The organism is Mesorhizobium erdmanii USDA 3471 (assembly GCF_000472705.1).
Classification (GTDB): Bacteria; Pseudomonadota; Alphaproteobacteria; order Rhizobiales; family Rhizobiaceae; genus Mesorhizobium; species Mesorhizobium erdmanii.
Genome location: NZ_KI421453.1, coordinates 175,620 through 197,281 on the forward strand (window position 1 = coordinate 175,620; position 21,662 = coordinate 197,281).

A 21,662-nucleotide genomic window follows, 5' to 3' on the forward strand; every position below is an offset into this window, starting at 1 on the left:
ATGCCGCCGATCGTCTGGTTATTCAGAAGTCTTCTTTCGCAGGCGCCTCGCCCTCGCCTGCGGGCCTTGCCACGCTTCTTCAGATCGCCAAGTGCGTCTCGGGATCGAAGAAATGGAACTTGGCATCATCCACGGCCAACCGGATTTCCGAGCCGGCGCGGACGGCGCTGATCGGCTCGAATCTCGCCACCGCGTTCGATGCCAGGCCAAAATCGTCCACCGCGTCCGGGTCGCCGGAATCCACCCGGACCGCGTCGATGTTCAGGTGGACGATCTGTTCGGAGCCGAGTTCTTCGATCGAGGTCACCTTTGCCGGTATCGTCTGATACTTGCGCCCGGATTCGAGGCTGCTGTCATAGAGATCCTCCGGCCGGATCCCGAACACGACCTTGCGCCCGGCATACGACCGCAAGCCCGGCCTGCGCACGAAGGCTGCATCCTGCAGCCGGATGGCGAAGGCGGCGGACGTCAGGTCGTCGCCCTTCAGCGTCGCCTCGAAAAGGTTCATCGAAGGAGAGCCGATAAAGCCGGCAACGAAGGCGTTCACCGGCGATTCATACAGCCTCTTGGGTGTGTCGACCTGCTGCAGCACGCCGCCTTTCAACACCGCGACCCTGTCCCCCATCGTCATCGCTTCGATTTGGTCGTGGGTGACGTATATGGTCGTGACGCCGAGCTGCTTTTGCAGGCTGGTGATTTCGGCGCGCATTTGAACGCGCAGCTTCGCATCCAGATTGGAAAGCGGCTCGTCCATGAGAAAGGCCGCCGGCTCGCGCACCATGGCGCGGCCCATGGCAACCCTTTGACGCTGTCCGCCTGAAAGGTTGGCGGGTTTGCTGTCCAGCAGCGACGTCAGTTGAAGGGTTTTGGCGATCTCGTCGACGCGCTTCTTGCGCTCGGCCTTCGGCTTGCCTGCCAACCGCATCGAAAAGGCGATGTTTTCGAACACCGTCATATGCGGGTAGAGCGCATAGCTCTGAAAGACCATCGCGATGTCGCGATCCTTTGGCGGCATATCAACGACGTCGACGCCGCCGATCCGAAGGCTGCCGCTGGTGATGTCCTCCAATCCCGCGATCATTCGCAACGCGGTGGATTTGCCGCAGCCAGACGGGCCGACGAGAATCAAGAACTCGCCATCCTCGACCGATAGGTTCAATTGATCGATCGCTCGAAAATTGTTCCCGTAGGTCTTGCAGATATTCTCAAGAACGACTTCTGCCATCTTCCTCCCTCCACAAGTCCAAGCCACTGATTTTTTTAAAGTTTGTGGCCGTTTTCCCTTGCGAAATATTTCCTCGCATCGTCCTAGCCTATGTTCCGGTATCGAGCCGCGCATATTTCAGTTCGACCGCCGACGGAGCGTTCGCCGATGCCAGGAGTTCCGTGACCTGTTCGTCGGTCGGAAGCGCCTCGCGCCCGCCACGCCCCGTTATCGACAAAGCCGCGGCCGCGGCCGCGAATGCGACCGCGCCCGCGGTGTCGGCTCCGCGCGTCAATGCATGGGCATAGGCGCCATGAAAACAGTCGCCGGCGCCGGTCGAGTCGACGACGGCAACCCGGTGGGGAGGCAAGTGCCAAAGCCCTGTTTCGTCGCGCCCGCGATAATAGACACCCCTGCCGCCATCCGTCAGAACCACGGCGGACCGCGACGGCAACCACAAGGCGTCGAGCATCTCAGCGGGCGATCTCCGGCCCGTGGCGGCCTGGGCAAAGCCCAGGGGAAGTATGAGATGATCGCAGAGCGCGATCAGTTTCTCGGTGGCCGGCCCGCCGCTCCATTCGATATCGCCGAGGATCGCAAGGCCGAGATCGCGAGCCCGAGCCACGACATCCAGCGACCGGATCGCGTAACTGTCGACGACCAGCACGGTCGCGCGGCTGAGGACCTCGTCCGGAAAGTCCGGCGCGGTGCCCAGCATCGCTTCGTCGTCATACGCGATGAACCGCTCTCCATCCGAGCCGACGGTGATCCGTGAGCGCACCGGGCGCGCGCGCGGATGGCGCGGCGCGAACGCAGTTTCAACGCCGCTGGTAATGAGATCGCACAGCACGGCGTCGTCCGCGGCACTGGCCAGCCATCCGACGAACCCAGCGGTTCCACCCAGCCGCGCGACGGCGGCAAGCGCCGTCGCGACGTTGCCGCCAAAAGCCTGGGCACTTTGCAGAACCTTCCCCTTGCCCGCCGACAACGGCTGATCGACATAGACGATGTCGTCGATCGCGATAGCGCCGAAGCCGAGGATTGAGGGGACGGTGGGCATCGTTCAGGCACCCGCCTTCGCCAGGGCGTCCTGCGCCGAAAGGCCGTCATGGATGACACCCCGAAAGGCAAGCGCTGCCTTCTGCGGATCGCCATGCCCCCAGAGATTGCGGCCGACCACGGCGCCGCGGGCGCCGGCGCGAATGGCATCCGCCGTCTGCTGAAGGGCGCCGAGCAGCGTATCGGTCTTCGGACCCCCCGCGATAACAACCGGCACCGGGCAGGTGCGGACGGTCTCTCGGAACGACTCAAAATCGCCCGTGTAGCCAATCTTGATCACGTCGACGCCGGACTCGTAGCCGATGCGCGCCGCATAGGCGATCTCGTCGGGGGTGAAGACGATTTTTGCTCCGTCGGTGAAATCGCGAGGGTAGATATGCGCCACGACAGGCATGCCGTAGCGGGCCGCCGCATTCACCGAATCGGTCAGCCACCGTATGTACTTGCCCTCGGTCGCGCCGCGCACCGGAATGGCCACGGCCAACGCATCGGCCCCCGCGCGCACTGCGTCCTCGGGCGTTGCTATCAGTTCACTGATGCGATCGTCAGGGGTGAAGCAGCCCGCCTGGATCACCAGAGAGGCTTTACCCGCGTATTGCGGCCATAGATGGCGCGCCGTGCCAGGCTGGATGCTGACGTAGTCGGGCTTGCCCGCCATGACCCGCGCCAGCGCGCCCGGCAGGTCGGCAAGCCCTCCTTTGCGGACATCGCCATAGCCGACAAAATGGTCGACCGCGCCGCCAAAAAGGTTTCCCGATGGATGCGAAAAGAGGCGCGCCAAGCGCACCTTGGTTCCTAGGCTCATGAGTACAGAATTCTCCAATGGTTTAGTTCCGAAACCCTGAACCCAGTTTTTTCGAAAGAAACAAGAAAAGCAATCTTTCGAAAGCTTTCGAATTTGCATATTTTTGGTAGAGTGAACCGAGGCCAGAGCGAGTGTCTGGCGCATGGAGGCAAGGACAGGGCAATGTTGTCGGAGCAGAGACGCCAGGCGATCCTGGGTGAGGTGCAACGCAGCGGGCAGGTTCGCACGAAGGACCTGTCCGACGATTTTGACGTGTCGGAAGTCACGGTGCGCTCCGACCTCGAGATTCTGGACCGCAAGGGGCTTTTGACCAAGACCCGTGGCGGGGCGGTGACCCGGACCACCGATTCGACCACCGCCGCGTTCGCCCGGCGGATGCAAACGAACCTCGATGCAAAGAAGCGCATCGCCCGGGCAGCGGTCGAGCTGTTCGAGGACAACCAATCGGTCATCTTCGACGGCGGCTCGACATTGATGCAGGTTGCCATGCTGTTACCGCCGCTCAACAATGTCGTGGTCGCGGCCACGGCGATGAATATCGTGCAGCATCTGATGCATCGGCCCGGGCTCGACGTTCACATGATCGGCGGCCGCGTCTATCCGGACACGGTGAGCACGCTGATCACCGACGCCGATACGGCTCTCGGCGGCCTGGTAGCGCATCAGGTTTTTGTTGGAGCGCATGCGATCGACTCGTCGCTGGATGTGGTCGACGTGAACGAAGACATGGCGCGAACGAAGCGGAACCTCGTTCGCATGGCCCGGCGCGTTGTCCTCCTCGCCGATTCGAGCAAATGGGGTGTCAGCGGCACCTCCAAGGCATTTTCCCTGTCGGGCGTCGATGTGGTGATCACCGACGATGGCCTGCCCGATCCAATTCGCACCCAGCTTGAGAGGACCCGAGCCAAGGTGATCTATGCCTGATGCCGTAGCGGCCCCTGACTCAACGGGAAGATCCAATGCATGCATGAACGACGGGCTTGGTATCGGCGCCCGGCCGTTTTTCATGTCCGGCATTTTTTCCTCCCAAGGCTGGCATTCTTCCGATGCCGCCAGCGTTTTCGCATGTTGCATAAAAATTTTACGCGCGTCAATATTTAAAATGTTGTATAGCGCTTTTCGAAAGTGATCCGCTTCCGCGGCAGGGAGCGGGCAAACGACGACACACTGGGAGGTAAGGCAGGAAATGCAGGCCAAATCAAAAGCCAAGCTTGGCATCGGCGTCATCGGCTGCGGCAACATCTCGATGACCTATCTGCGCAATGCCGCGCTCTTCGGCGGCATCGAACTGCGCGCCTGCGCCGATATCTCCGCCGACATGGCGGCATTGCGGGCAAAGGAATATGGCATCCGGGCGCTCGGTGTCGATGCGCTGCTCGCCGACCCCGAGATCGATCTCGTCCTCAACCTGACCATTCCGGCGGCGCATTTCGACATTTCGTTTTCAGCCCTTTCGGCCGGAAAACATGTCTTCACCGAAAAGCCGCTGGCGACGTCGGCCAGTGACGGGCGCCGGCTGGTGGCGGAGGCGGCCAAGCGCGGCGTGCTGCTCGGCTCGGCGCCGGATACGTTCCTCGGCGCCGCCGGACGCCGCGCGCGCCGCTTGATGGACGAGGGCGCGATCGGCCGCCCGGTCACCGGCACCGCCTTCATGATGGGACGCGGCATGGAGCACTGGCACCCCAATCCGCAATTCTACTACCAGCCGGGCGGCGGCCCGGTGTTCGACATGGGACCCTATTACCTGACCATGCTGGTCAACCTGCTTGGCCCCGTTGCCCGCGTCATGGCGATGGCGACGAAGGGACAGGAGGAACGGCTGATATCGGCCGAGGGGCCATTCAAGAACACGACGTTCAAGGTCGGCACGCCGACCAACGTACTGTCGCTGCTCGAATTCCGCTCCGGCGCCACCGTGACCTTCGGCGCCTCGTGGGATGTCTTCAAGCATTCCAACCACCCGATTGAACTGCATGGCACGGAGGGTTCGCTGCGCCTGCCCGATCCCGACACGTTCGGCGGCACCGTCTCGCTGTCGGAACGCGGCGCCGACTGGAAGGATTTTGCCAGCGAAGGCGAACTTTACGGTGCCCGCAATTGGCCCTATGCGGCGCCCGACCGCGCCAATTACCGCATGCTCGGAGTCGCCGATCTGGTGCGCTCGCTGAAGACAGGGGGAACGCCCCGCGCGTCCGGCACTCTGGCGCTGCATGTGCTGGAGATCATGGAGGCGATCCTGCATTCCGGCGAAACGAAAAGCTCGGTCGCCATTGCCGGCGATGTCGTCCAACCGGCGCTGCTGACCGAGGACGAGGCACGCAGTCTTCTCGCTTAGGCATTCTTTGTTTTCACGCAATTCCGGACGGAAAACCGCTGGACACTTTTCCTGGAATTGCTTTTGGCGGAGATAGTAATGACGCTCGATCCGGATGCGCTGCGCGTGCTTGAAATCGGCCGCGCGGCCGGCGGCGAGCCGTTCGAGAACGGCAGCGTGGCCGCGGCGCGGGCCGCCTACGACGCTTCTTTTCCGACACAGCAGGGCGAGCACGAGCCGGTGGCAGCGACCTCGCAACAGGCGATCGACGGGCCGAATGGCCCGATTACGATCCGCATCCACCGCGGCACCGGCGCGCCACGGACCGGAGCGCGCGCCGTGCTCTATCTGCATGGCGGCGGCTGGGTCATCGGCAGTCTCAACTCACATGACGAGATCTGCCGCTGGCTGGCCAATCTGTGCAACGCCGTCGTCGTCTGCCCCGATTACCGGCTGGCGCCGGAGCACAAGTTTCCGGCAGGGCTCGAGGATTGCACGGCGGCGCTCCGCTTAATGGCCGAGAACGCCGGCGAACTGGGCATCGACCCGGCCCGCATCGCCGTCGCCGGCGACAGCGCCGGCGGCAACCTAGCCGCCGTTCTGGCGTTGCTCGCCCGAGACGGGCAGGCACCGCCGCTTGCCGCACAGATCCTGATTTATCCCAACACCGATGCCCGCCAGACGGCGGACAGCTATCGGCGGTTCGGCGATGGCTTCGGGCTCACCGCCGCCACCATGGCCTGGTTCCGCGACCACTATGTGCGAACCCCCGCCGACATGGCGGACTGGCGCGTCTCGCCGCTGCTGGCGCCGAGCCTGGCCGGCGTGGCGTCTGCGTTCGTGGTGATCGCCGGCCACGACATTCTTGCCGACGAAGGCACGGCCTATGCCGAGCGCCTGCAAGCCGACGGCGTGCCGCTGGTGCTGCGCCACTGGCCGGGCCAGATCCACGGCTTCGTGTCGATGGGCCGCCACATATTGGCCGCGCGGCAGGCGGTGAGCGAGGCAGCGGCGTGGCTGCGACCGCGGACGCGCGCTCAGGCCGACTGACGCATCACCAGCGTCGCGCCGAGCTTGACGTTGCGCGCCAGCCCCTGGCCGGGCGGATCGGCCTCGTCCAGCAAGGCCAGCAATATCTCGACGCTGCGGCCGGCCATGGCGGCGAAATCCTGCGCCATGGTGGTCAGCGCCGGACAGGTGTAGCGGCTCAGCGGATGATCGTCATGGGCAGCGACACGGAAGTCGCAATCGGCGCGGCGGCCGATCTTCAGCCCGCGCGAGAAGGCGGCGGCCATGACGCCGAAGGCGAGACGGTCGTTGGCGCACAGCAGCGTGCGCGCCGGCAGGCCATCTCGCTCGAGCGTCCTGTCCATCCACTCATAGCCGATGCGCTCGAAGTCCCAGCTGTAGTCACCCGCCGCCTTGAGCACGACGGGTCCCAGGCCGGCTGCCTGCATCGTGTCGATATAGCTCTGCAGACGCTCGCCGGAATTGTGATTGACATGCGGAATGTCGACATAGACCGGCGGTTCGCCGGACCGGCAGAGATAATCGACGATGGTCGACGTGCTCTGATGGTTGTCGTTGCCGACGAAAGGCGTGTCGCCTTCGATGTAGGTGTCGAAATAGACGATCGGAATGTCCTCGCTCATCCGCTCGAAGACACCGGGTTCGGAAACCGACCCCAAGGGAGCGACGATGGCGCCGGCGACCTTCAGCGACATCAGCGTCCTGACCGATTCCGCCTCCAGTTTCGGCGAACCGTGCGAGGAGATGACGATCGGCCAGAAACCCTCGTCGCGGCAGCGCAGTTCGATGCGGCTGACCATTTCGGCATAGAACGGATCGGCGATCGTCGGCACCACGATGCCGACGTTGCGGGTGCGTTTGCGGTTGAGATTGCGCGCGAAAACGTTGGGCTGATAGTCCGAGGAGCGCAGTGCCGCCTCGATGCGTGCCCGCGTCGCCGGCTTCACGCTCGCCGGATCGTCGAAGTACTTCGACAGGGTCGGCCGCGATACGCCGGACGCTTTGGCGAAATCATCCATCGTGCGGTGGGTCTTCTCCGCCATCGATATGTCCAGCCCCTTTGCACGCGCCGCCCGCCACTTTCCGGCCGGGCCAGAATCAGTCTTGCGACCGTTGCCGTGAGGCAGCATTGCTTGACCGAACTTATTCAGTCAAATTTTCCTGTTTCCAATACAAACTCGGAACCATTGCGCGCGTCAAATTATTTATTGACGCTCCTAAATCAGCAACCTAGGCTTTACGCCTGCACGGATATGGAGAAAAGGCCCCGGCAACCGGGCGCCAACCATCCAGCAAATGGTGAGGATATGAAGAAACTGGTTTGCGCCGGCGAGATCCTGGTCGAGATCATGGCCGAGCGTATCGGCCAGAGTTTCCGTGCCCCCGGCCCGCTGGTCGGCCCGTTTCCCTCCGGCGCGCCGGCGATCTTCATCGACCAGGCGGCACGGCTCGGTCAGCCGGCGGGCCTGATCGCCGCAGTAGGCGATGATGATTTCGGCCATCTGAACATCGAGCGCCTGCGTGCCGATGGCGCCGACATCTCGGCCATCAAGGTGCACCGGGGGGCCGCGACCGGAACCGCCTTCGTCACCTATGACACGGACGGCAGCCGGCACTTCGTCTACAACGTCAAGAACAGTGCGGCCGGCCTGATCGAGATCGGCGCCGAGGCGCGCGCGCTGCTGGCCGGCGCCGATCATTTTCACGTCATGGGCACCTCGCTGTTCTCACCCGAAGTGATCGAGGTGGCACGCGACGGGATCGAGGCGGTCAAGGCGCGCGGCGGCACGGTCTCCTTCGACCCCAACATCCGCAAGGAGATGCTCGATCTGCCGGGCATGCGCGAGGCCTTGCATTTCGTGCTGTCGAAGACCGATGTGTTCCTGCCGAGCGGGCCTGAACTGTTCATCTTCGCCGAGGCAAGCGACGAAGAAAGTGCGGTGCGCGAGATGCTGGACCGCGGGATTTCAACCGTGGTCGTCAAGAAGGGTGCGCACGGTGCCGTTCATTACGATCAAGCCGGACGCACCGCCGCGCCTGGCTACGCCGTCGACGAAATCGATCCGACCGGTGCCGGCGACTGTTTCGCGGCGGCCTTCGTCTCCTTCTGGCTGCGCGGGGCGGCACCCGAGTCCGCGCTGCGCATCGCCAATGGCTGCGGCGCGCTGGCGGTGACGAAGAAGGGACCGATGGAAGGCATCGCCTCGCTTGAAACTGTCGAAGCGTTCGTCGCGACGGCCAAGGCCGGAGCGCTTGCATGAGCCAGGCGACCGACAGATTGGCGGCCATCGCGGCGCGCCGCGCAGCGGGCGAACGCCGCGGCATTGCCTCGATCTGCTCGGCCCATCCGCTGGTCATCGAAGCGGCGCTGCGCCACGGCAAGGCGCGCGGCGCCGATGTGCTGATCGAGGCCACCTGCAACCAGGTGAACCACGAAGGCGGCTATACCGGCATGACCCCCGCCGATTTCCGCCGCTTCGTCGAGACGATCGCCGGCAAGGTCGGTTTTTCCCTCGACAGGCTGGTGCTGGGCGGCGACCATCTCGGTCCCAATCCGTGGAAACACCTGCCGGCGGCCGAGGCCATGGCGAAGGCTTCGCGCATGGTCGACGCCTATGCCGAGGCAGGCTTCACAAAAATCCACCTCGACGCCAGCATGGGTTGCGCCGGCGAAGGCGCGGCACCGCCCGACGCGACGATCGCCGCGCGCGCCGCCGAACTCGCCGAAGTGGCGGAGGCCGCGACGCAACGAACGGGCGGCGCCATGCCCATCTACGTCATCGGCACTGAAGTGCCTGTCCCCGGCGGCGCCCTGGAAGCAATGGACCATCTGGCGGTGACGACACCGGAGGCGGCACTTGAAACGATGCGCATTCACCGCGAAGCCTTCAGCCGGCGCGGCCTCGACCAGGCCTTTTCACGGGCGCTCGGCGTCGTCGTGCAGCCGGGCGTCGAATTCGGCAATGCCGAGGTGATCACCTACCAACCGGACCGCGCGCGCGCGTTGGCCGGCACATTGCGGGACCTGCCGCAATTCGTCTTCGAGGCGCATTCGACCGACTACCAGCCGGTCTCGGCACTGAGCGCGCTGGTCGATGACGGCTTCGCCATCCTCAAGGTCGGGCCATGGCTGACCTTCGCGCTGCGCGAAGCGCTCTATGGCTTGAGCCACATCGCCGACATTCTTGCCCCCGACGCCTCGCGCGAAAACCTGCCGGCGGCGATGGAGCGCGTCATGCTGGCGGCGCCGGGCAACTGGAAGAATTACTATCACGGCTCCGCGACCGAGCAGCGGATCGAACGGCATTTCTCCTACAGCGACCGCATCCGCTATTACTGGCCGGCACCGGCGGCGCAGCAGGCCGTGGGTGCGCTGATGCGAGCGCTCGGCGACCGCGACATCCCCTCACCCCTGGTCAGCCAGTATCTCAGCCGTCTCGGCGGTGCGGTGGCGAATGGATCCATCGCGCCAAAGGCGAGGGAACTGCTGATCGCTGGCGTGACAGAGGTTCTCGATACCTACGCCGGCGCAACCGGCTGACCCGCCGGCTAGAGCGCCGTGACCCCGAAAGCGCCAGCCAGGCCATGCTGGCGCATCTGCGAACCGTCGAGCGCAATCTCTTGGGGCGGTAGCGGCTGGATTGTTGGGCGCCGGTCAGTAAGGCAGTCCGACATAGTTCTCGGCGAGCGCGGTCGATGCGGCGCATGAGTGCACGAGGTAGTCGAGCTCGGCTTCCTGGATGCGCTGGCCGAAGTCTCCGGTGTCGGGAAAGCGGTGCAGCATGGTCGTCATCCACCAGGAAAAACGCACGGCCTTCCACACCCGCGCCAGCGCCTTTTGCGAATAGGCTTCGATGCCGGCTTCGGACTTTTCTGTGTAGAAGTCGCGCAACCCGGCAAAGAGATAGCGTACATCGCTGGCGGCGAGGTTGAGGCCCTTGGCGCCGGTCGGCGGCACGATGTGGGCGGCGTCACCGACCAGGAACAGCCGGCCGAAACGCATCGGTTCAGCAACGAAGGAGCGCAGCGGCGCGATCGACTTTTCAAAGGATGGCCCGATGGTGACGCTTGCCGCCGTCGGTTCCGGCAAACGGCGGCGCAACTCGTCCCAGAAGCGGTCGTCCGACCAGGCCTCCACGCGATCATCCTGCGGGCACTGGACATAGTAGCGGCTGCGGTGCGTCGAGCGCATCGAGCACAGGGCAAAACCCCGCTCGTGATTGGCATAGACCAGCTCGTTATCGGCCGGCGGCACTTCGGCCAGCACGCCGAGCCAGCCGAATGGATACTGCCGCTCGAACGTTTTCAGCGCACGCTCCGGTACCGATTTGCGGCTGACGCCGTGATAACCATCACAGCCGGCGATGAAGTCACAGTCGATGCGATGGGAGACGCCGTCCTTGGCGTAGGTGACAAAAGGCGCGTCGCCATCGAAATCGTGCAGCGCGACATCAGACGCCTCGTAGACGGTGACGAGCCCGGCCGCCTCGCGCTTGTCCATCAGATCATGCGTCACTTCGGTCTGGCCATAGACGGTGACATGCTTGCCGCCGGTCAGCGCGGAAAGGTCGATGCGGTGCAGCCGCCCGTCGAAAGCGAGCGAGATGCCGGAATGCGGCAAGCCTTCCGCGTGCAGCCTTGCGGCAGCACCGGCCTCTTCCAGCAATTCGACGGTGCCCTGCTCCAGAACCCCTGCCCGCACGCGGCCAAGCACGTGCTCACCGCTCGAGCGTTCGAGTATGACCGTCTCTACGCCGATGCCGGCCAGCAGTTGCCCGAGTAGCAGGCCGGACGGTCCGGACCCGACAATGACGATCTGGGTACGCATATTCTTGTGCATGTCGTTACTCCCAAAACCGCTGCGCACTTTTGGGCGACATACACTAGTGCCCGAGACTTTCGATCTGTGTGGTCACTTCGGCGGCGAGGCGCAACGACGCGGCGGTGGCGACAGCCATTTGCGGCAGCAGCAGCCATTCCAGCGTCCACGCCGCGCCGGAGCGCTCCTGCTCATGCACCAGCGCCTGATGCATGCCGGCAAGCTGCGTGGCGTTGACGCGGGCCAGCGCCACCAGCGCCTCGGCCTTCACCGGGTTCTGCTTGTGCGGCATCGCCGATGAGCCGCCGCCGCCGGAGAGCGCAATGTCGGCACCGCCTTGCGCCATCAGCGCGATGTCCTGGCCGAACTTGCCGAGACTGCCGGTCAGCAGCGACAGCCAGCCGGCGAAATCGACGAGCGCATCGCGCTGGCTATGCCATTGCGGCGCATCGGCAAGGCCGAGTTTCGCGGCAAGCTCGGCGCGTACCGCCGGCCCCTTGTCGCCAAGCTTTTCCAGCGTGCCGGCGGCACCGCCGAACTGCACCACCAGCAGGCGCCTCACCTGCTCCGACAGTCTTTGCTGATGCCGTTGCAGCGGTGCCCGCCATGCCGTCACGCGATCCGCCACCCGGACTGGAATTGCCGGCTGCATGCGCGTCATGCCGGTCAGCGCCCTGTCCCCAAAGCGGTCCTCCAGCGAGGCGAGCCGTATGATGGTCTCGGTCAACAGCAGGCCGAGGTGCTCGACGACGAATTTCAGCCGAAGCATCAAGCCCGTGTCGATGACGTCCTGGCTGGTGGCGCCGAAATGCACGTGCTGGCCATGCGGTTCGCCGACCGCCACCCTGATCTGGCGCACCAGCTCCGGTACCATGACGCCGTCTTTGGCGACGCCTGCCCGCAGCAAAGCGGTATCCGGCCAGAACGAAGCCAACACCGCTACTATCGCTGCCTTCGCGTCTGTCGTGACAAGGCCGTTCTCGGCCTCGGCTTCCGCCAGCGCCCGTTCGAACGCAAGCGCCGCCTCGATTTCGGCCTCGACGGAAAAATGCCTCGATGCTTCCTCGTCACCAAGGAGAGCGGACAGCAGCGGATGGTCGAAGGGCGATACGGTCATGGCTCGGATCTCCTGCGCATCAGCTGTCGAAGAAGACCGTTTCCTTCTCCCCCTGGAGATGGACGTCGAAGACGTAGGTGTCGCCCTGGCGCTCGGCGATCAGCGTCGGCACGCGGACGCGATGTTCGATGCGCGCCAGGATCGGATCCCCGGCATTGGCCTTTTCCTCGTCCGAGAAATAGAGCCGTGTGTGCAGGCCGAGATTGATGCCGCGCGCGACGATCCACAGCGTGATATGCGGTGCCATCAGGCTGCCATCCCTGAACGGGACGCGGCCCGGCTTGATCGTCTCGAAGGTACAGAGGCCGGTGTCCATGTCGGTCGGACAGCGGCCCCAGCCCTGAAAATTCGGGTCGGCCGCACCGCGCATCTCCACCGGCGAATTGTAGAGCCCGTCCGCATCCGCCTGCCAGATCTCGACCAGCGCGTCCCTGAGCGGCGTGCCGGTGCCGTCGAGCACGCGGATCTTGAGACCGATGCGCTCGCCCTTGGTCTTGTCGTTGACCATGGTCGCGCCGAGGTCACTCGCATAGACGCCGCCAATGCCGCAAAAATTCGGCGTCAGCCCGATATGGACGTAAGGGCCGGCGGTCTGCGAAGGGCTCTCCTTCAGCCGGTCGAGCGACTGGGCCATCAATTGCCCTCCAGCCGGTTTTCGAACAGCGACGAGCGGCGGCCGCGCAGCACGATGTCGAACTTGTAGGCGAGCGCATCCATCGGGATCGTCGCCTGCGTGTCGAGGCTGGCTGTCAGCGCCTCGATGGCCGCCTTGTCGGCGATGCCGCGCACGATGGGGCATTTCCAGATCAGCGGGTCACCTTCGAAATACATCTGCGTGATCAGGCGCTGGGCAAAGCCATGACCGAAGACCGAGAAATGGATGTGCGCCGGGCGCCAGTCGTTCGGCCCGTTCGGCCAGGGATAGGGGCCGGGTTTGACGGTGCGGAAGGCATAACCGCCGTCCTGGCCGGTAATGGTGCGTCCGCAGCCGCCGAAATTCGGATCGAGCGGTGCGAGATAACCGTCCTTCTTGTGGCGGTAACGGCCGCCGGCATTGGCCTGCCAGAATTCAATGAGCACGCCTGGAACGCCAACGCCGCGCTCGTCGAGCACCCGCCCATGGACGATGATGCGCTCGCCAATGGCGCTCTCGCCCGGCTTGGCGAAATTGTAGATCAGGTCGGCGTCGAGCTCACCCAGCATGGCGTGGCCGAAGACCGGTCCGGCTATTTCCGACAGCGTGTTATCGAAGGACAAAAGCGCCTTCTGCGGCGAGCGCAGCACCGAACTCTTGTAGCCCGGCGTCAGCGCCGGCGGATGCCATGACCGGTCGCGCTGGAAGAAAGCGCCGGTCTCGGGCCTCCGGTTCGATCCGGACTCAGCTGGCATCGTCGGCTCCGTCCATTTCCGAAAACACGTCCTTGGCTATCCTGAAGGCACGGTTGGCGGCCGGCACGCCGGCATAGATGGCGACATGCAGGAACGCCTCGCAGATATCTTCGCGCGTGGCACCGGTGTTGGCGGTGGCGCGCACATGCAGGGCGACCTCCTCATCATGGCCGAGCGCCGCCAGCAGCGCCAGCGTGACGATCGAGCGCTCGCGCTTGCTGAAACCCGGCCGTGCCCACACCGTCCCCCAGGCAGCCTCGGTGATCAACTCCTGGAAAGGCTGGTCGAAATCGGTGGCGGCAATTTCGGCCCGATCGACATGCCGATCGCCGAGCACGGCGCGCCGCACCGCGAGACCCGTGCGATATCTGGCTGCGTTGCCGGGGACTTCATCCATGGTTGTCTGCTCCAGAGGCAAGCGATGCGACAAAATCGCGGATCAAAGCGACCAGCGCTTGGGGTTGTTCAACGCAAGGAATGTGCCCGGCGTCGCGGATGATCTCGAAACGCGATCCGGGGATCAGGTCGGCCAGCGAGCGGACGAGATCGGGAGGTGTCGAGCCATCCTGGTCGCCGGCAACGCAGAGCGTTGGCACGGCGACGCGGCGTGCTGCATCAGTGAAATCCGCGTCGCGAACCGCCGCGCAGGTGCCGACGTAGCCGGCGACCGCCTGGCGGGTCATCATGTTCCAATAGCCGTCAAGCTCGGCCATCCGCGCAGTATGGAAGGTCGGAGTGAACCACACCTTGAGCACGCCGTCGGCAATCGCCTGGATGCCGCTGCGTTCGACCGTCGCGATGCGCGTGTTCCAGCTCTCGTTGGTACCGATCTTGTGGGCCGTGTCGCACAGGATCATGGCCGCGACGCTCTCCGGCCGCCTGGCATAGAGGCCTTGCGCGATCATGCCGCCGACCGACAGGCCGCACAGCACGACATCCTCGAACCCGAAATGATCGATCAGCCCCGCGAGATCGTCGACATGATCGTCGATCGACCTGATGTCGCCGATGTCGGATAGCCCATGGCCGCGCTTGTCATAGACCAGCAAGGGCATTTCGCCATCAAGCGCCGCAACAATATCGTCCCAGATCCGAAAGTCGGTGCCCAGCGAATTGATGAGTATGATCGGGCGCGCCTTGCCGGTCGCCTTGATCCGGCGATGGTGCAGCGTGATGCCGCCGATTGTGACGAATGGCACGATTTCGATCCTCCATCTCCACATTGCACAAGGCATTTGGTTCGGTAAAATGATATTTTTCGCCGTTCCATTAACTCAGGGGTTATCAACCTATGGCCGAGAGCCGCATTCGGTTCCGTCACCTGCAGGCCTTCCTGGAGGTCGCGCGGCAAGGCAGCGTGGTGCGCGCCGCCGACTTCCTGCATGTCAGCGCGCCGGCGGTGACCAAGACGTTGCGCGAGTTGGAAGAGGCGCTCGGCGTCGCGATTGTCGAGCGTGACGGGCGCGGCATCCGCGTCACGAGGCTTGGCGAGATCTTCCTTAGCCATGCCGGCTCGGCGATCACGGCGTTGAAGCGCGGCGTCGATTCCGTGCGCCAGGACGGCGCCATCAACCGCCACCCGATCCGCATTGGCGCGCTGCCGACGGTGTCGGCGAAGGTCATGCCGCGGGCCATGAGCCTGTTCCTCGGGGAAAATACCGGGGCCGCGATCAAGATCGTCACCGGCGAGAACGCCGTGCTGCTCGAACAATTGCGCACTGGCGCGCTCGATCTCGTCGTCGGACGGTTGGCCGCGCCCGAAAACATGACCGGCTTCTTCTTCGAGCATCTCTACTCCGAACAGGTGCTGTTCGTGGTGCGGGCCGGACATCCGCTGCTGGAACCGGGCGCGGACATCTTCGCTAGGCTCGACGAATTCCCGGTGTTGATGCCGACCCGGGAATCGGTCATCCGCCCCTTTGTCGATCGCCTGTTCATCACCAACGGCATGACCGCGCCGACTACCGAGATCGAAACCGTCTCGGACTCTTTCGGCCGCTCCTTCATGCGGCAGAGCAATGCGGTGTGGATCATTTCGGCCGGCGTGGTCGCCAACGAGATCGCCAACGGCGCCTTCGTCGCCTTGCCGGTCGACACCGAGGAAACGAAGGGGCCGGTCGGCCTGACGATGCGCACCGACACAGCGCCCTCGCCGGCCTTCACCATCCTGCTGCAGACCATTCGCGAGGCGGCCAGATCGGGGAGCTGAGGCATCGACTGGTCAGACTAGCTCCGTCCTCCTCATAGATCCACTAACTCCAGGGTTAATGAAACACCGCAAAATATCATTTTACCGAACCAAAACGCTGGTGCACTGTGCCGATGGAGGAGCCACAGAGGGAGGAACGCATGACCTATTCCATCGGTAGAAAATCCAGTGTTGGCGGCATTTCGCGGCGCCAGTTTATCGCCACTTCGATGGCCGGAGGCGCGGCACTCGCGCTCGGCGGCGGCAGGGCGTTCGCCCAGGCAGCCGGCACGCTCAAGGTCGGCTTTGTCAGTCCGCGCACCGGGCCGCTGGCCGGCTTCGGCCAGACCGACGGCTATGTGCTCGACCTCGCCCGCAAGGCGCTGGGCGGTGGCCTCGACATCGGCGGCAAGAAATACAGTGTCGAAATCCTCGACCAGGATACGCAATCGGATCCTTCCCGCGCCGGCCAGCTGGCCAAGGACCTGATCAACAACCAGGCGATCGACCTGATGCTGGCGGTGTCGACGCCCGAGGTGATCAATCCGGTGGCCGACGCCTGCGAAGCCGCCGGCGTGCCGTGCCTTTCGACGGTCATGCCATGGGAAGCCTGGTATTTCGGCCGTGGCGCCAAGCCCGGCGCGCCCTCGCCGTTCAAATGGACCTATCACTTCGGCTTCGGCGTCGGCGAGTTCTTCAAGACCTACATCTCGCAATGGAACCTGATCGAGACCAACAAGAAGGTCGGCGTCATGTATCCCAACGACGCCGACGGCAACGCCATCCGCGCCAATCTGGCGCCGCTTCTGGCCAAGCAAGGTTTTACGATTGTCGATCCGGGTGCCTACGAGACCGGCACCACCGACTATTCCTCGCAGATCGCGCTGTTCAAGCAGGAAGGCGTCGAGATCTTCAACTCCTTCCCGATCCCGCCGGATTTCGCGGCGTTCTGGCGCCAGGCGGCGCAGCAAGGGCTGATCAAGCAGATCAAGATCTGCCAGGTGGCCAAGACCGGGCTGTTCCCGTCCGATATAGAAGCGCTCGGCGACCTCGGCGTGAAGATTTCGAGCGCCGCCTACTGGCACAAGGCCTTCCCCTATAAATCGCCATTGACCGGCGTTTCGGGTGCCGAGCTGGCCGACGGCTATGAGGCGGCGAGCGGCAAGCAGTGGACGCAGCAACTCGGCGCCTCGATGTCGCTGCTCGACGCCGGTTTCGAAGCGCTGAAGGCCAGCACCGACGCCAAGGACAAGGCAGCCGTGGCCAAGGCTTTGAGCACGCTGAAGACCGAGACGATGATCGGCAAAGTCGACTTCACCAGTGGCCCGGTCGCCAATGTATCGCCCGGCCCGATCATCGGCACACAGTGGGTCGCCGCCAAGGAAGGTTCGAAATTCCAGCTCGACTATGTCGTGACCGAGAACGCCACCGACCCGAAGGTGCCTGTCGAAGCCAAGCTTCTGCCCTACAACGGCTGACGGACCGCTGACGAGGACCGCCTGGTGACCGATCCGCAACAACAGGCTGTTCTCGCCGCCACCGGCATCCACAAGCGCTTCGGCGCGCTGGTGGTGCTGGATGCCGTCGACTTCACCATGGGCGCGGACGAGGCGGTCGGCATTGTCGGCCCGAACGGCGCCGGGAAGACGACGCTGCTCAGCGTGCTTTCGGGCGCCTTTCCGCCGAGTGCGGGCACGGTCCGTTTCAAGGGCGGCGACGTGACGGCGTTCCCGGCAACGCAGCGCTGCCGGCTAGGCCTGGTGCGCACGCATCAGGTGCCCAAACCCTTCAGCGGCATGACCACTTTCGAGAATGTCTTCGTCGCCGCCTCGCATGGCGCCGGCCTTGGCCGCGACGAAGCCTATGAGGAGGCGCTCGGCTCGCTGAAGCTGTGCGGCATGCTGGGTGTCGCCAACCGGCGCGCCGAGACACTCGGCCTGCTCGACCGCAAGCGGCTGGAGCTGGCGCGCGCGCTGGCCGCCAGGCCGACACTGCTTCTGCTCGACGAAATCGGCGGCGGCTTGACCGATGGCGAAGCCGGTGAACTTGTCGACACGATCAAGGAGTTGCGCCGGCGCAAGATCGGCATCGTCTGGATCGAGCATATCGTCCACATCCTGCTGCAGGTGGCCGAGCGACTGATCTGCATGGATGCGGGAAAGATCATCGCCGACGGCGAGCCGCAAGCCGTCATGGCCGATCCGGAGGTCGTCCGCGCCTATCTCGGCGGAGGCCCGAAATGAGCCTGCTGTCCGTCGAGGATCTGGTTGTCCGGCATGGCCTGCTGCAGGCCGTGCGCGGGGTGAGTTTCAGCATCGAGCGCGGCGAGACGCTGGCGCTGGTCGGCGCCAATGGCGCCGGCAAGACGACGCTACTCCGGGCAATCGCCGGTGCGCACCAGCCAGCTGCCGGCCGCGTGCTGCTGGACGGCGCCGACCTCACCAACGTGCCATCGCACCGGCGCGTCGGCATGGGCATCGCGCTGGTGCCGGAGGGGCGAAAACTTTTCGTGCAGATGACGGTCGAGGAAAACCTTCTGCTCGGCAAGACCGCCGGCCGGGCAGGCGACTGGAGCGTCGACAGAGTGCTGGAGATGTTCCCCAACCTCAAACCGCGCCGCCACGCCAGGACGGGCCATCTGTCGGGCGGCGAGCAGCAGGCTACGGCGATCGGCCGGGCGCTGATGAGCAATCCGGACGTGCTTTTGCTCGACGAGGTTTCGCTCGGCCTGTCGCCGCTGGTCGTCGACCGGGTCTATGCGGCACTGCAGGGATTGATCGCTTCCGGCACGACGATCATTCTCGTCGAGCAGGACCTCAACCGCGCGCTTTCGGTATCCGACAGGGTGATCTGCATGCTCGAGGGCCGTGTCGCGCTGGAGGGGTCGAGCAAGGCGGTTTCGCGTGACGAGGTGACGAAAGCCTATTTCGGCCTGCACCGGAAAAGCCCCGGGAGCGTTCCGGCATGAGCAACCAGATCATCCAGGGCATTTTGCTCGGCGGCTACTACGCGCTGATCGCCTGCGGCTTGTCTTTCATGTTTTCGGTGATGCGCATCATCAACCTCGCCCATGGCAGCCTGGCAGTGTTCGCTGCCTTTGCGCTGTGGTGGCTGGCCTCGCGGTTCCATATATCGCCCTTTGTCGGCCTGCTCATCGTGCTGCCTTTGATGGCAGCGATCGGCTGGGCGCTGCAGCGCTTCCTGCTCGAGCGCAGCGCGCGCGGCGGGGCGCTGCTGCCGATCCTGACCACGTTTGGACTGGCCATCGTCATCGACAACATGCTGTTCGAGCAGTTCGGCGCCGATACGCGCTCGCTGGCGCCCTATATCGGCAGCCTGTCCTATGATTCGTGGGAATGGCCGGGCAGCATCTATGTCGGCAAGCTCGCCGTGATCATGTTCGCCAGCGCCGTGATCCTGCTTGGCGGGCTGCAGCTGTTCCTCACCCGCACCCGGCTCGGGCGCTCGATCCGAGCCACTTCGGAGGATCCCGACACAGCCGGCCTGGTCGGTGTCGATGCGCGCCGCGCCAACGCCATCGCCGCTGCCATCGCCATGGTCACGGTCGGGCTTGCCGGTGCCTTCCTCGGCATGCGCGCCACCTTCGATCCCTATGCCGGCGCGCCGCAATTGCTGTTTGCCTTCGAGGCGGCTGTGATCGGCGGCGCCGGTTCGCTGTGGGGGACGCTGATCGGCGGCATCGTGCTGGCGCTTGCCCAGACACTCGGCGCGCAAGTGCATCCGCAAGGTTTCCTGATTGGCGGCCACGCGATCTTCCTCATCGTTCTGTTCGTGCGGCTCTCGGCATCCGGCCTGGGCCTGCGTGGCCTGCTGCGGCTGCCTTCGCGGAGCGCGTCATGAGCGCCGCCTCGCCGTCGCCCATTATCGAACGCGGCACGGCGACGTCGCGGATCGCGGCGATCGCGGTCGTGATCATCATCGCGCTGCTCGCAACCGCACCGCAGTTCCTGTCGGCCGGCGCGGTCGACCGCATGACGGCGCTGTTCATCTATGTGATCCTGGCGGCGATGTGGAACGCGCTGGCCGGCTTTGGCGGCCTGGTCTCGGTCGGCCAGCAGGTGTTCTTCGGGCTCGGCGCCTATTTCGCCATCCGGCTCGCCGATGCCGGCCTCAACCCTTTCGCTTCGCTCTTCGTTTCGGCGGTCATTGTCGGCATCGTCTCCTGGCCGCTGTCGCTGTTCATGCTGCGGTTGAGGAACGGCGAGTTCGCCATCGGCATGTGGGTCATCGCGGCGCTGACGCATCTGCTGGTCAACCTCGACCGGCTGGTGCAAGGCGAGACCGGCACCTCGCTGATCTCGCTCAACGTCTACGACGCTGGCACCAGGCGGACTGTCATCTACTGGCTGGCGCTGGCGTCGATGACGGCACTGCTCGCCATCCTGTTCGGCCTGCTGCGCGGCAGCACTGGTGCCGCCATCCGCGCCATCCGCGACAACGAGGATGCGGCCGCCTCGGTCGGCGTGCGCGTCACCGGCACCAAGCGGCTTTTGTTCGTGCTTGCCGCCTTGGGCATCGGCATTGCCGGCGCGCTGTGGCTGGCGACCTCGATAACCTTCCAGCCGAAGACCTACTTCAACGTGCAGTGGACCGCCTACATGATCTTCATGGTGCTGGTCGGCGGCATCGGCACGTTCGAGGGCGCCATCCTCGGCGCGCTGGTTTTCTTCCTGATCGAGACCTGGTTCGGCGGCACCGGCGTCTGGTATCTGGTCGGCCTCGGCGCCACCGCCGTGCTGTTTTCGCTTTTCCTGCCGCGCGGCCTGTGGGGGACGGTCGAGGAGCGCTTTGGCCTGCACCTGCTGCCGGTCGGCTACCGCGTCAGGCTTCCGGGGAACCCTGCAACAGCACTCGGCGATGACGCGCCCCTGCCGCGGCAAACCACGCAGCATCAGGAGAAGGCATGACCATGCTTTTCGGCAAGACCATCCTCATCACCGGTGTCGCCTCCGGCATTGGCGCCCGCACGGCGGAGCTCGCCGGCCAACTCGGCGCCGACGTCATCGGCGTCGATGTCCGCGAGCCGGCGGCAGCCGTCGGCAGTTTCGTCAAAGCCGATATCTCGTCGAAGGCCGGTGTCGACGAGTTGATCGCGCGTCTGCCGCAGCGGATCGATGCGCTCTGCAATGTCGCCGGGCTCTCCGGCAGCACCGGTGCGGCCTCGACTTTGGCGGTCAATTTCTTTGGGCTGCGGGCACTCTCGGAGGGCGTTGCGCCACGGCTTCGCGAAGGCGGCGCCATCGTCAACGTCGCCTCGATTGCCGGCTATGGCTGGCGCGCCAATCTCAACCGCGCCGCCTCGATGGTCGCTATCGAGGGTTTTCCCGATGTCGCCGATGTGGTCCGCACGCATGCCGTCAGGAACGAGGAGGGCTATCCCGTTTCCAAGGAGTTGCTGCTGCTGTGGACTTTCCGCGCGGCGCATCAGGATCTGTTCAAACGCCGTGGCATCCGCGTCAATGCGGTCAGCCCCGGCCCGGTCGAGACGCCGATCCTGAAACAGTTCAGAACCGTGCTTGGCGATGCCCGTGTCGACAGCGACATTGCCAGGGTCGGCCGCGCCGGCACGTCGGGCGACATCGCGCCGGTCGTGCTGTTCCTGTGCTCGGACGGCGCGCGCTGGATCAACGGTGCCAACGTGCCGGTTGACGGTGGCCTCGAAGCGTCGATCAATGCCGAAATGTTCGGCTTCTAATTCAATGAGCGCGCTCCCGATG

General features: G+C 64.7%; 22 protein-coding genes. 12 read left to right on the forward strand and 10 right to left on the reverse strand.

Features of this window, described 5'->3' with window-relative positions; genetic code table 11:
- Positions 1–79: 79 nt before the first annotated feature.
- From A3AU_RS0128275 to A3AU_RS0128285, 3 genes are all read right to left on the reverse strand, one after another.
- Positions 80–1,225 carry an ABC transporter ATP-binding protein gene (locus tag A3AU_RS0128275; protein WP_027055872.1) on the reverse strand — a complete coding sequence of 382 codons (1,146 nt, stop codon included), beginning with the start codon at positions 1,223–1,225 and terminating at the stop codon, positions 80–82.
- Positions 1,226–1,313: 88 nt separating this feature from the next.
- Positions 1,314–2,264 carry a PfkB family carbohydrate kinase gene (locus tag A3AU_RS0128280; protein ID WP_027055873.1) on the reverse strand — a complete coding sequence of 317 codons (951 nt, stop codon included), beginning with the start codon at positions 2,262–2,264 and terminating at the stop codon, positions 1,314–1,316.
- A 3-nt stretch (positions 2,265–2,267) separates the two neighbouring features.
- On the reverse strand, positions 2,268–3,068 hold the full coding sequence (locus tag A3AU_RS0128285; protein ID WP_010914679.1) for a beta/alpha barrel domain-containing protein: 801 nt from the start codon (positions 3,066–3,068) through the stop codon (positions 2,268–2,270).
- 162 nt (positions 3,069–3,230) lie between these two features.
- Between A3AU_RS0128285 and A3AU_RS0128290 the strand changes: the two genes are divergently transcribed.
- From A3AU_RS0128290 to A3AU_RS0128300, 3 genes are all read left to right on the forward strand, one after another.
- The gene (locus A3AU_RS0128290; protein ID WP_027055874.1) at positions 3,231–3,992 is read left to right on the forward strand and encodes a DeoR/GlpR family DNA-binding transcription regulator; all 762 of its coding nucleotides are present in this window, start codon (positions 3,231–3,233) and stop codon (positions 3,990–3,992) included.
- 262 nt (positions 3,993–4,254) lie between these two features.
- Entirely contained in the window at positions 4,255–5,403 is a 1,149-nt protein-coding gene (locus tag A3AU_RS0128295) for a Gfo/Idh/MocA family protein (protein WP_027055875.1), read from the forward strand.
- Positions 5,404–5,481: 78 nt separating this feature from the next.
- Complete coding sequence (locus A3AU_RS0128300; protein WP_027055876.1) at positions 5,482–6,432, forward strand: alpha/beta hydrolase; 951 nt, start codon at positions 5,482–5,484, stop codon at positions 6,430–6,432.
- Here A3AU_RS0128300 and A3AU_RS0128305 read toward each other — a convergent pair.
- The gene (locus A3AU_RS0128305; RefSeq protein WP_027055877.1) at positions 6,420–7,454 is read right to left on the reverse strand and encodes a LacI family DNA-binding transcriptional regulator; all 1,035 of its coding nucleotides are present in this window, start codon (positions 7,452–7,454) and stop codon (positions 6,420–6,422) included. The two genes, A3AU_RS0128300 and A3AU_RS0128305, sit on opposite strands and share 13 nt — an antisense overlap.
- A gap of 264 nt (positions 7,455–7,718) precedes the next feature.
- Between A3AU_RS0128305 and A3AU_RS0128310 the strand changes: the two genes are divergently transcribed.
- Positions 7,719–8,672, forward strand: coding sequence for a tagatose kinase (locus tag A3AU_RS0128310; protein WP_027055878.1), 954 nt, complete (start codon positions 7,719–7,721; stop codon positions 8,670–8,672).
- Positions 8,669–9,952: a D-tagatose-bisphosphate aldolase, class II, non-catalytic subunit gene (locus A3AU_RS0128315; protein WP_027055879.1), complete on the forward strand. Its 1,284-nt coding sequence runs from the start codon at positions 8,669–8,671 to the stop codon at positions 9,950–9,952. The genes A3AU_RS0128310 and A3AU_RS0128315 overlap by 4 nt, the downstream gene beginning before the upstream one ends.
- 114 nt (positions 9,953–10,066) lie before the next feature.
- Here A3AU_RS0128315 and pobA read toward each other — a convergent pair whose 3' ends face one another.
- From pobA to pcaD, 6 genes are read right to left on the reverse strand one after another with little or no spacing between them, the layout of a single operon-like run.
- A complete protein-coding gene (gene pobA / locus A3AU_RS0128320) occupies positions 10,067–11,239 on the reverse strand; it encodes a 4-hydroxybenzoate 3-monooxygenase (protein ID WP_027055880.1) in 1,173 nt (390 codons plus the stop codon).
- Between the two features lie 55 nt (positions 11,240–11,294).
- Positions 11,295–12,347: a 3-carboxy-cis,cis-muconate cycloisomerase gene (locus A3AU_RS0128325; RefSeq protein WP_027055881.1), complete on the reverse strand. Its 1,053-nt coding sequence runs from the start codon at positions 12,345–12,347 to the stop codon at positions 11,295–11,297.
- Between the two features lie 19 nt (positions 12,348–12,366).
- Positions 12,367–12,981 carry a protocatechuate 3,4-dioxygenase subunit alpha gene (gene pcaG / locus A3AU_RS0128330; protein WP_027055882.1) on the reverse strand — a complete coding sequence of 205 codons (615 nt, stop codon included), beginning with the start codon at positions 12,979–12,981 and terminating at the stop codon, positions 12,367–12,369.
- Entirely contained in the window at positions 12,981–13,736 is a 756-nt protein-coding gene (pcaH, locus tag A3AU_RS0128335; protein ID WP_027055883.1) for a protocatechuate 3,4-dioxygenase subunit beta, read from the reverse strand. The genes pcaG and pcaH overlap by 1 nt, the downstream gene beginning before the upstream one ends.
- Positions 13,726–14,133 carry a 4-carboxymuconolactone decarboxylase gene (pcaC, locus tag A3AU_RS0128340; protein WP_027055884.1) on the reverse strand — a complete coding sequence of 136 codons (408 nt, stop codon included), beginning with the start codon at positions 14,131–14,133 and terminating at the stop codon, positions 13,726–13,728. Before pcaC ends, pcaH begins: the two co-directional genes overlap by 11 nt.
- Entirely contained in the window at positions 14,126–14,935 is an 810-nt protein-coding gene (gene pcaD, locus A3AU_RS0128345; protein ID WP_027055885.1) for a 3-oxoadipate enol-lactonase, read from the reverse strand. The genes pcaC and pcaD overlap by 8 nt, the downstream gene beginning before the upstream one ends.
- 92 nt (positions 14,936–15,027) lie before the next feature.
- Here pcaD and pcaQ point away from each other — a divergent pair, with 92 nt between their 5' ends.
- The 7 genes from pcaQ to A3AU_RS0128380 all read left to right on the forward strand — a co-directional run bounded on the left by pcaQ (position 15,028) and on the right by A3AU_RS0128380 (position 21,640).
- Complete coding sequence (gene pcaQ / locus A3AU_RS0128350; protein WP_027055886.1) at positions 15,028–15,945, forward strand: pca operon transcription factor PcaQ; 918 nt, start codon at positions 15,028–15,030, stop codon at positions 15,943–15,945.
- Between the two features lie 140 nt (positions 15,946–16,085).
- Positions 16,086–17,402, forward strand: a complete 1,317-nt coding sequence (locus tag A3AU_RS0128355; RefSeq protein ID WP_051355507.1) for an ABC transporter substrate-binding protein — start codon at positions 16,086–16,088, stop codon at positions 17,400–17,402.
- 21 nt (positions 17,403–17,423) lie between these two features.
- The gene (locus A3AU_RS0128360; RefSeq protein WP_027055888.1) at positions 17,424–18,167 is read left to right on the forward strand and encodes an ABC transporter ATP-binding protein; all 744 of its coding nucleotides are present in this window, start codon (positions 17,424–17,426) and stop codon (positions 18,165–18,167) included.
- On the forward strand, positions 18,164–18,892 hold the full coding sequence (locus A3AU_RS0128365; RefSeq protein WP_027055889.1) for an ABC transporter ATP-binding protein: 729 nt from the start codon (positions 18,164–18,166) through the stop codon (positions 18,890–18,892). The genes A3AU_RS0128360 and A3AU_RS0128365 overlap by 4 nt, the downstream gene beginning before the upstream one ends.
- Entirely contained in the window at positions 18,889–19,785 is an 897-nt protein-coding gene (locus tag A3AU_RS0128370; protein WP_027055890.1) for a branched-chain amino acid ABC transporter permease, read from the forward strand. The genes A3AU_RS0128365 and A3AU_RS0128370 overlap by 4 nt, the downstream gene beginning before the upstream one ends.
- Positions 19,782–20,852, forward strand: a complete 1,071-nt coding sequence (locus A3AU_RS0128375) for a branched-chain amino acid ABC transporter permease (protein ID WP_027055891.1) — start codon at positions 19,782–19,784, stop codon at positions 20,850–20,852. The genes A3AU_RS0128370 and A3AU_RS0128375 overlap by 4 nt, the downstream gene beginning before the upstream one ends.
- Before the next feature lie 2 nt (positions 20,853–20,854).
- The gene (locus tag A3AU_RS0128380; protein ID WP_027055892.1) at positions 20,855–21,640 is read left to right on the forward strand and encodes a coniferyl-alcohol dehydrogenase; all 786 of its coding nucleotides are present in this window, start codon (positions 20,855–20,857) and stop codon (positions 21,638–21,640) included.
- Positions 21,641–21,662 lie beyond the last annotated feature (22 nt).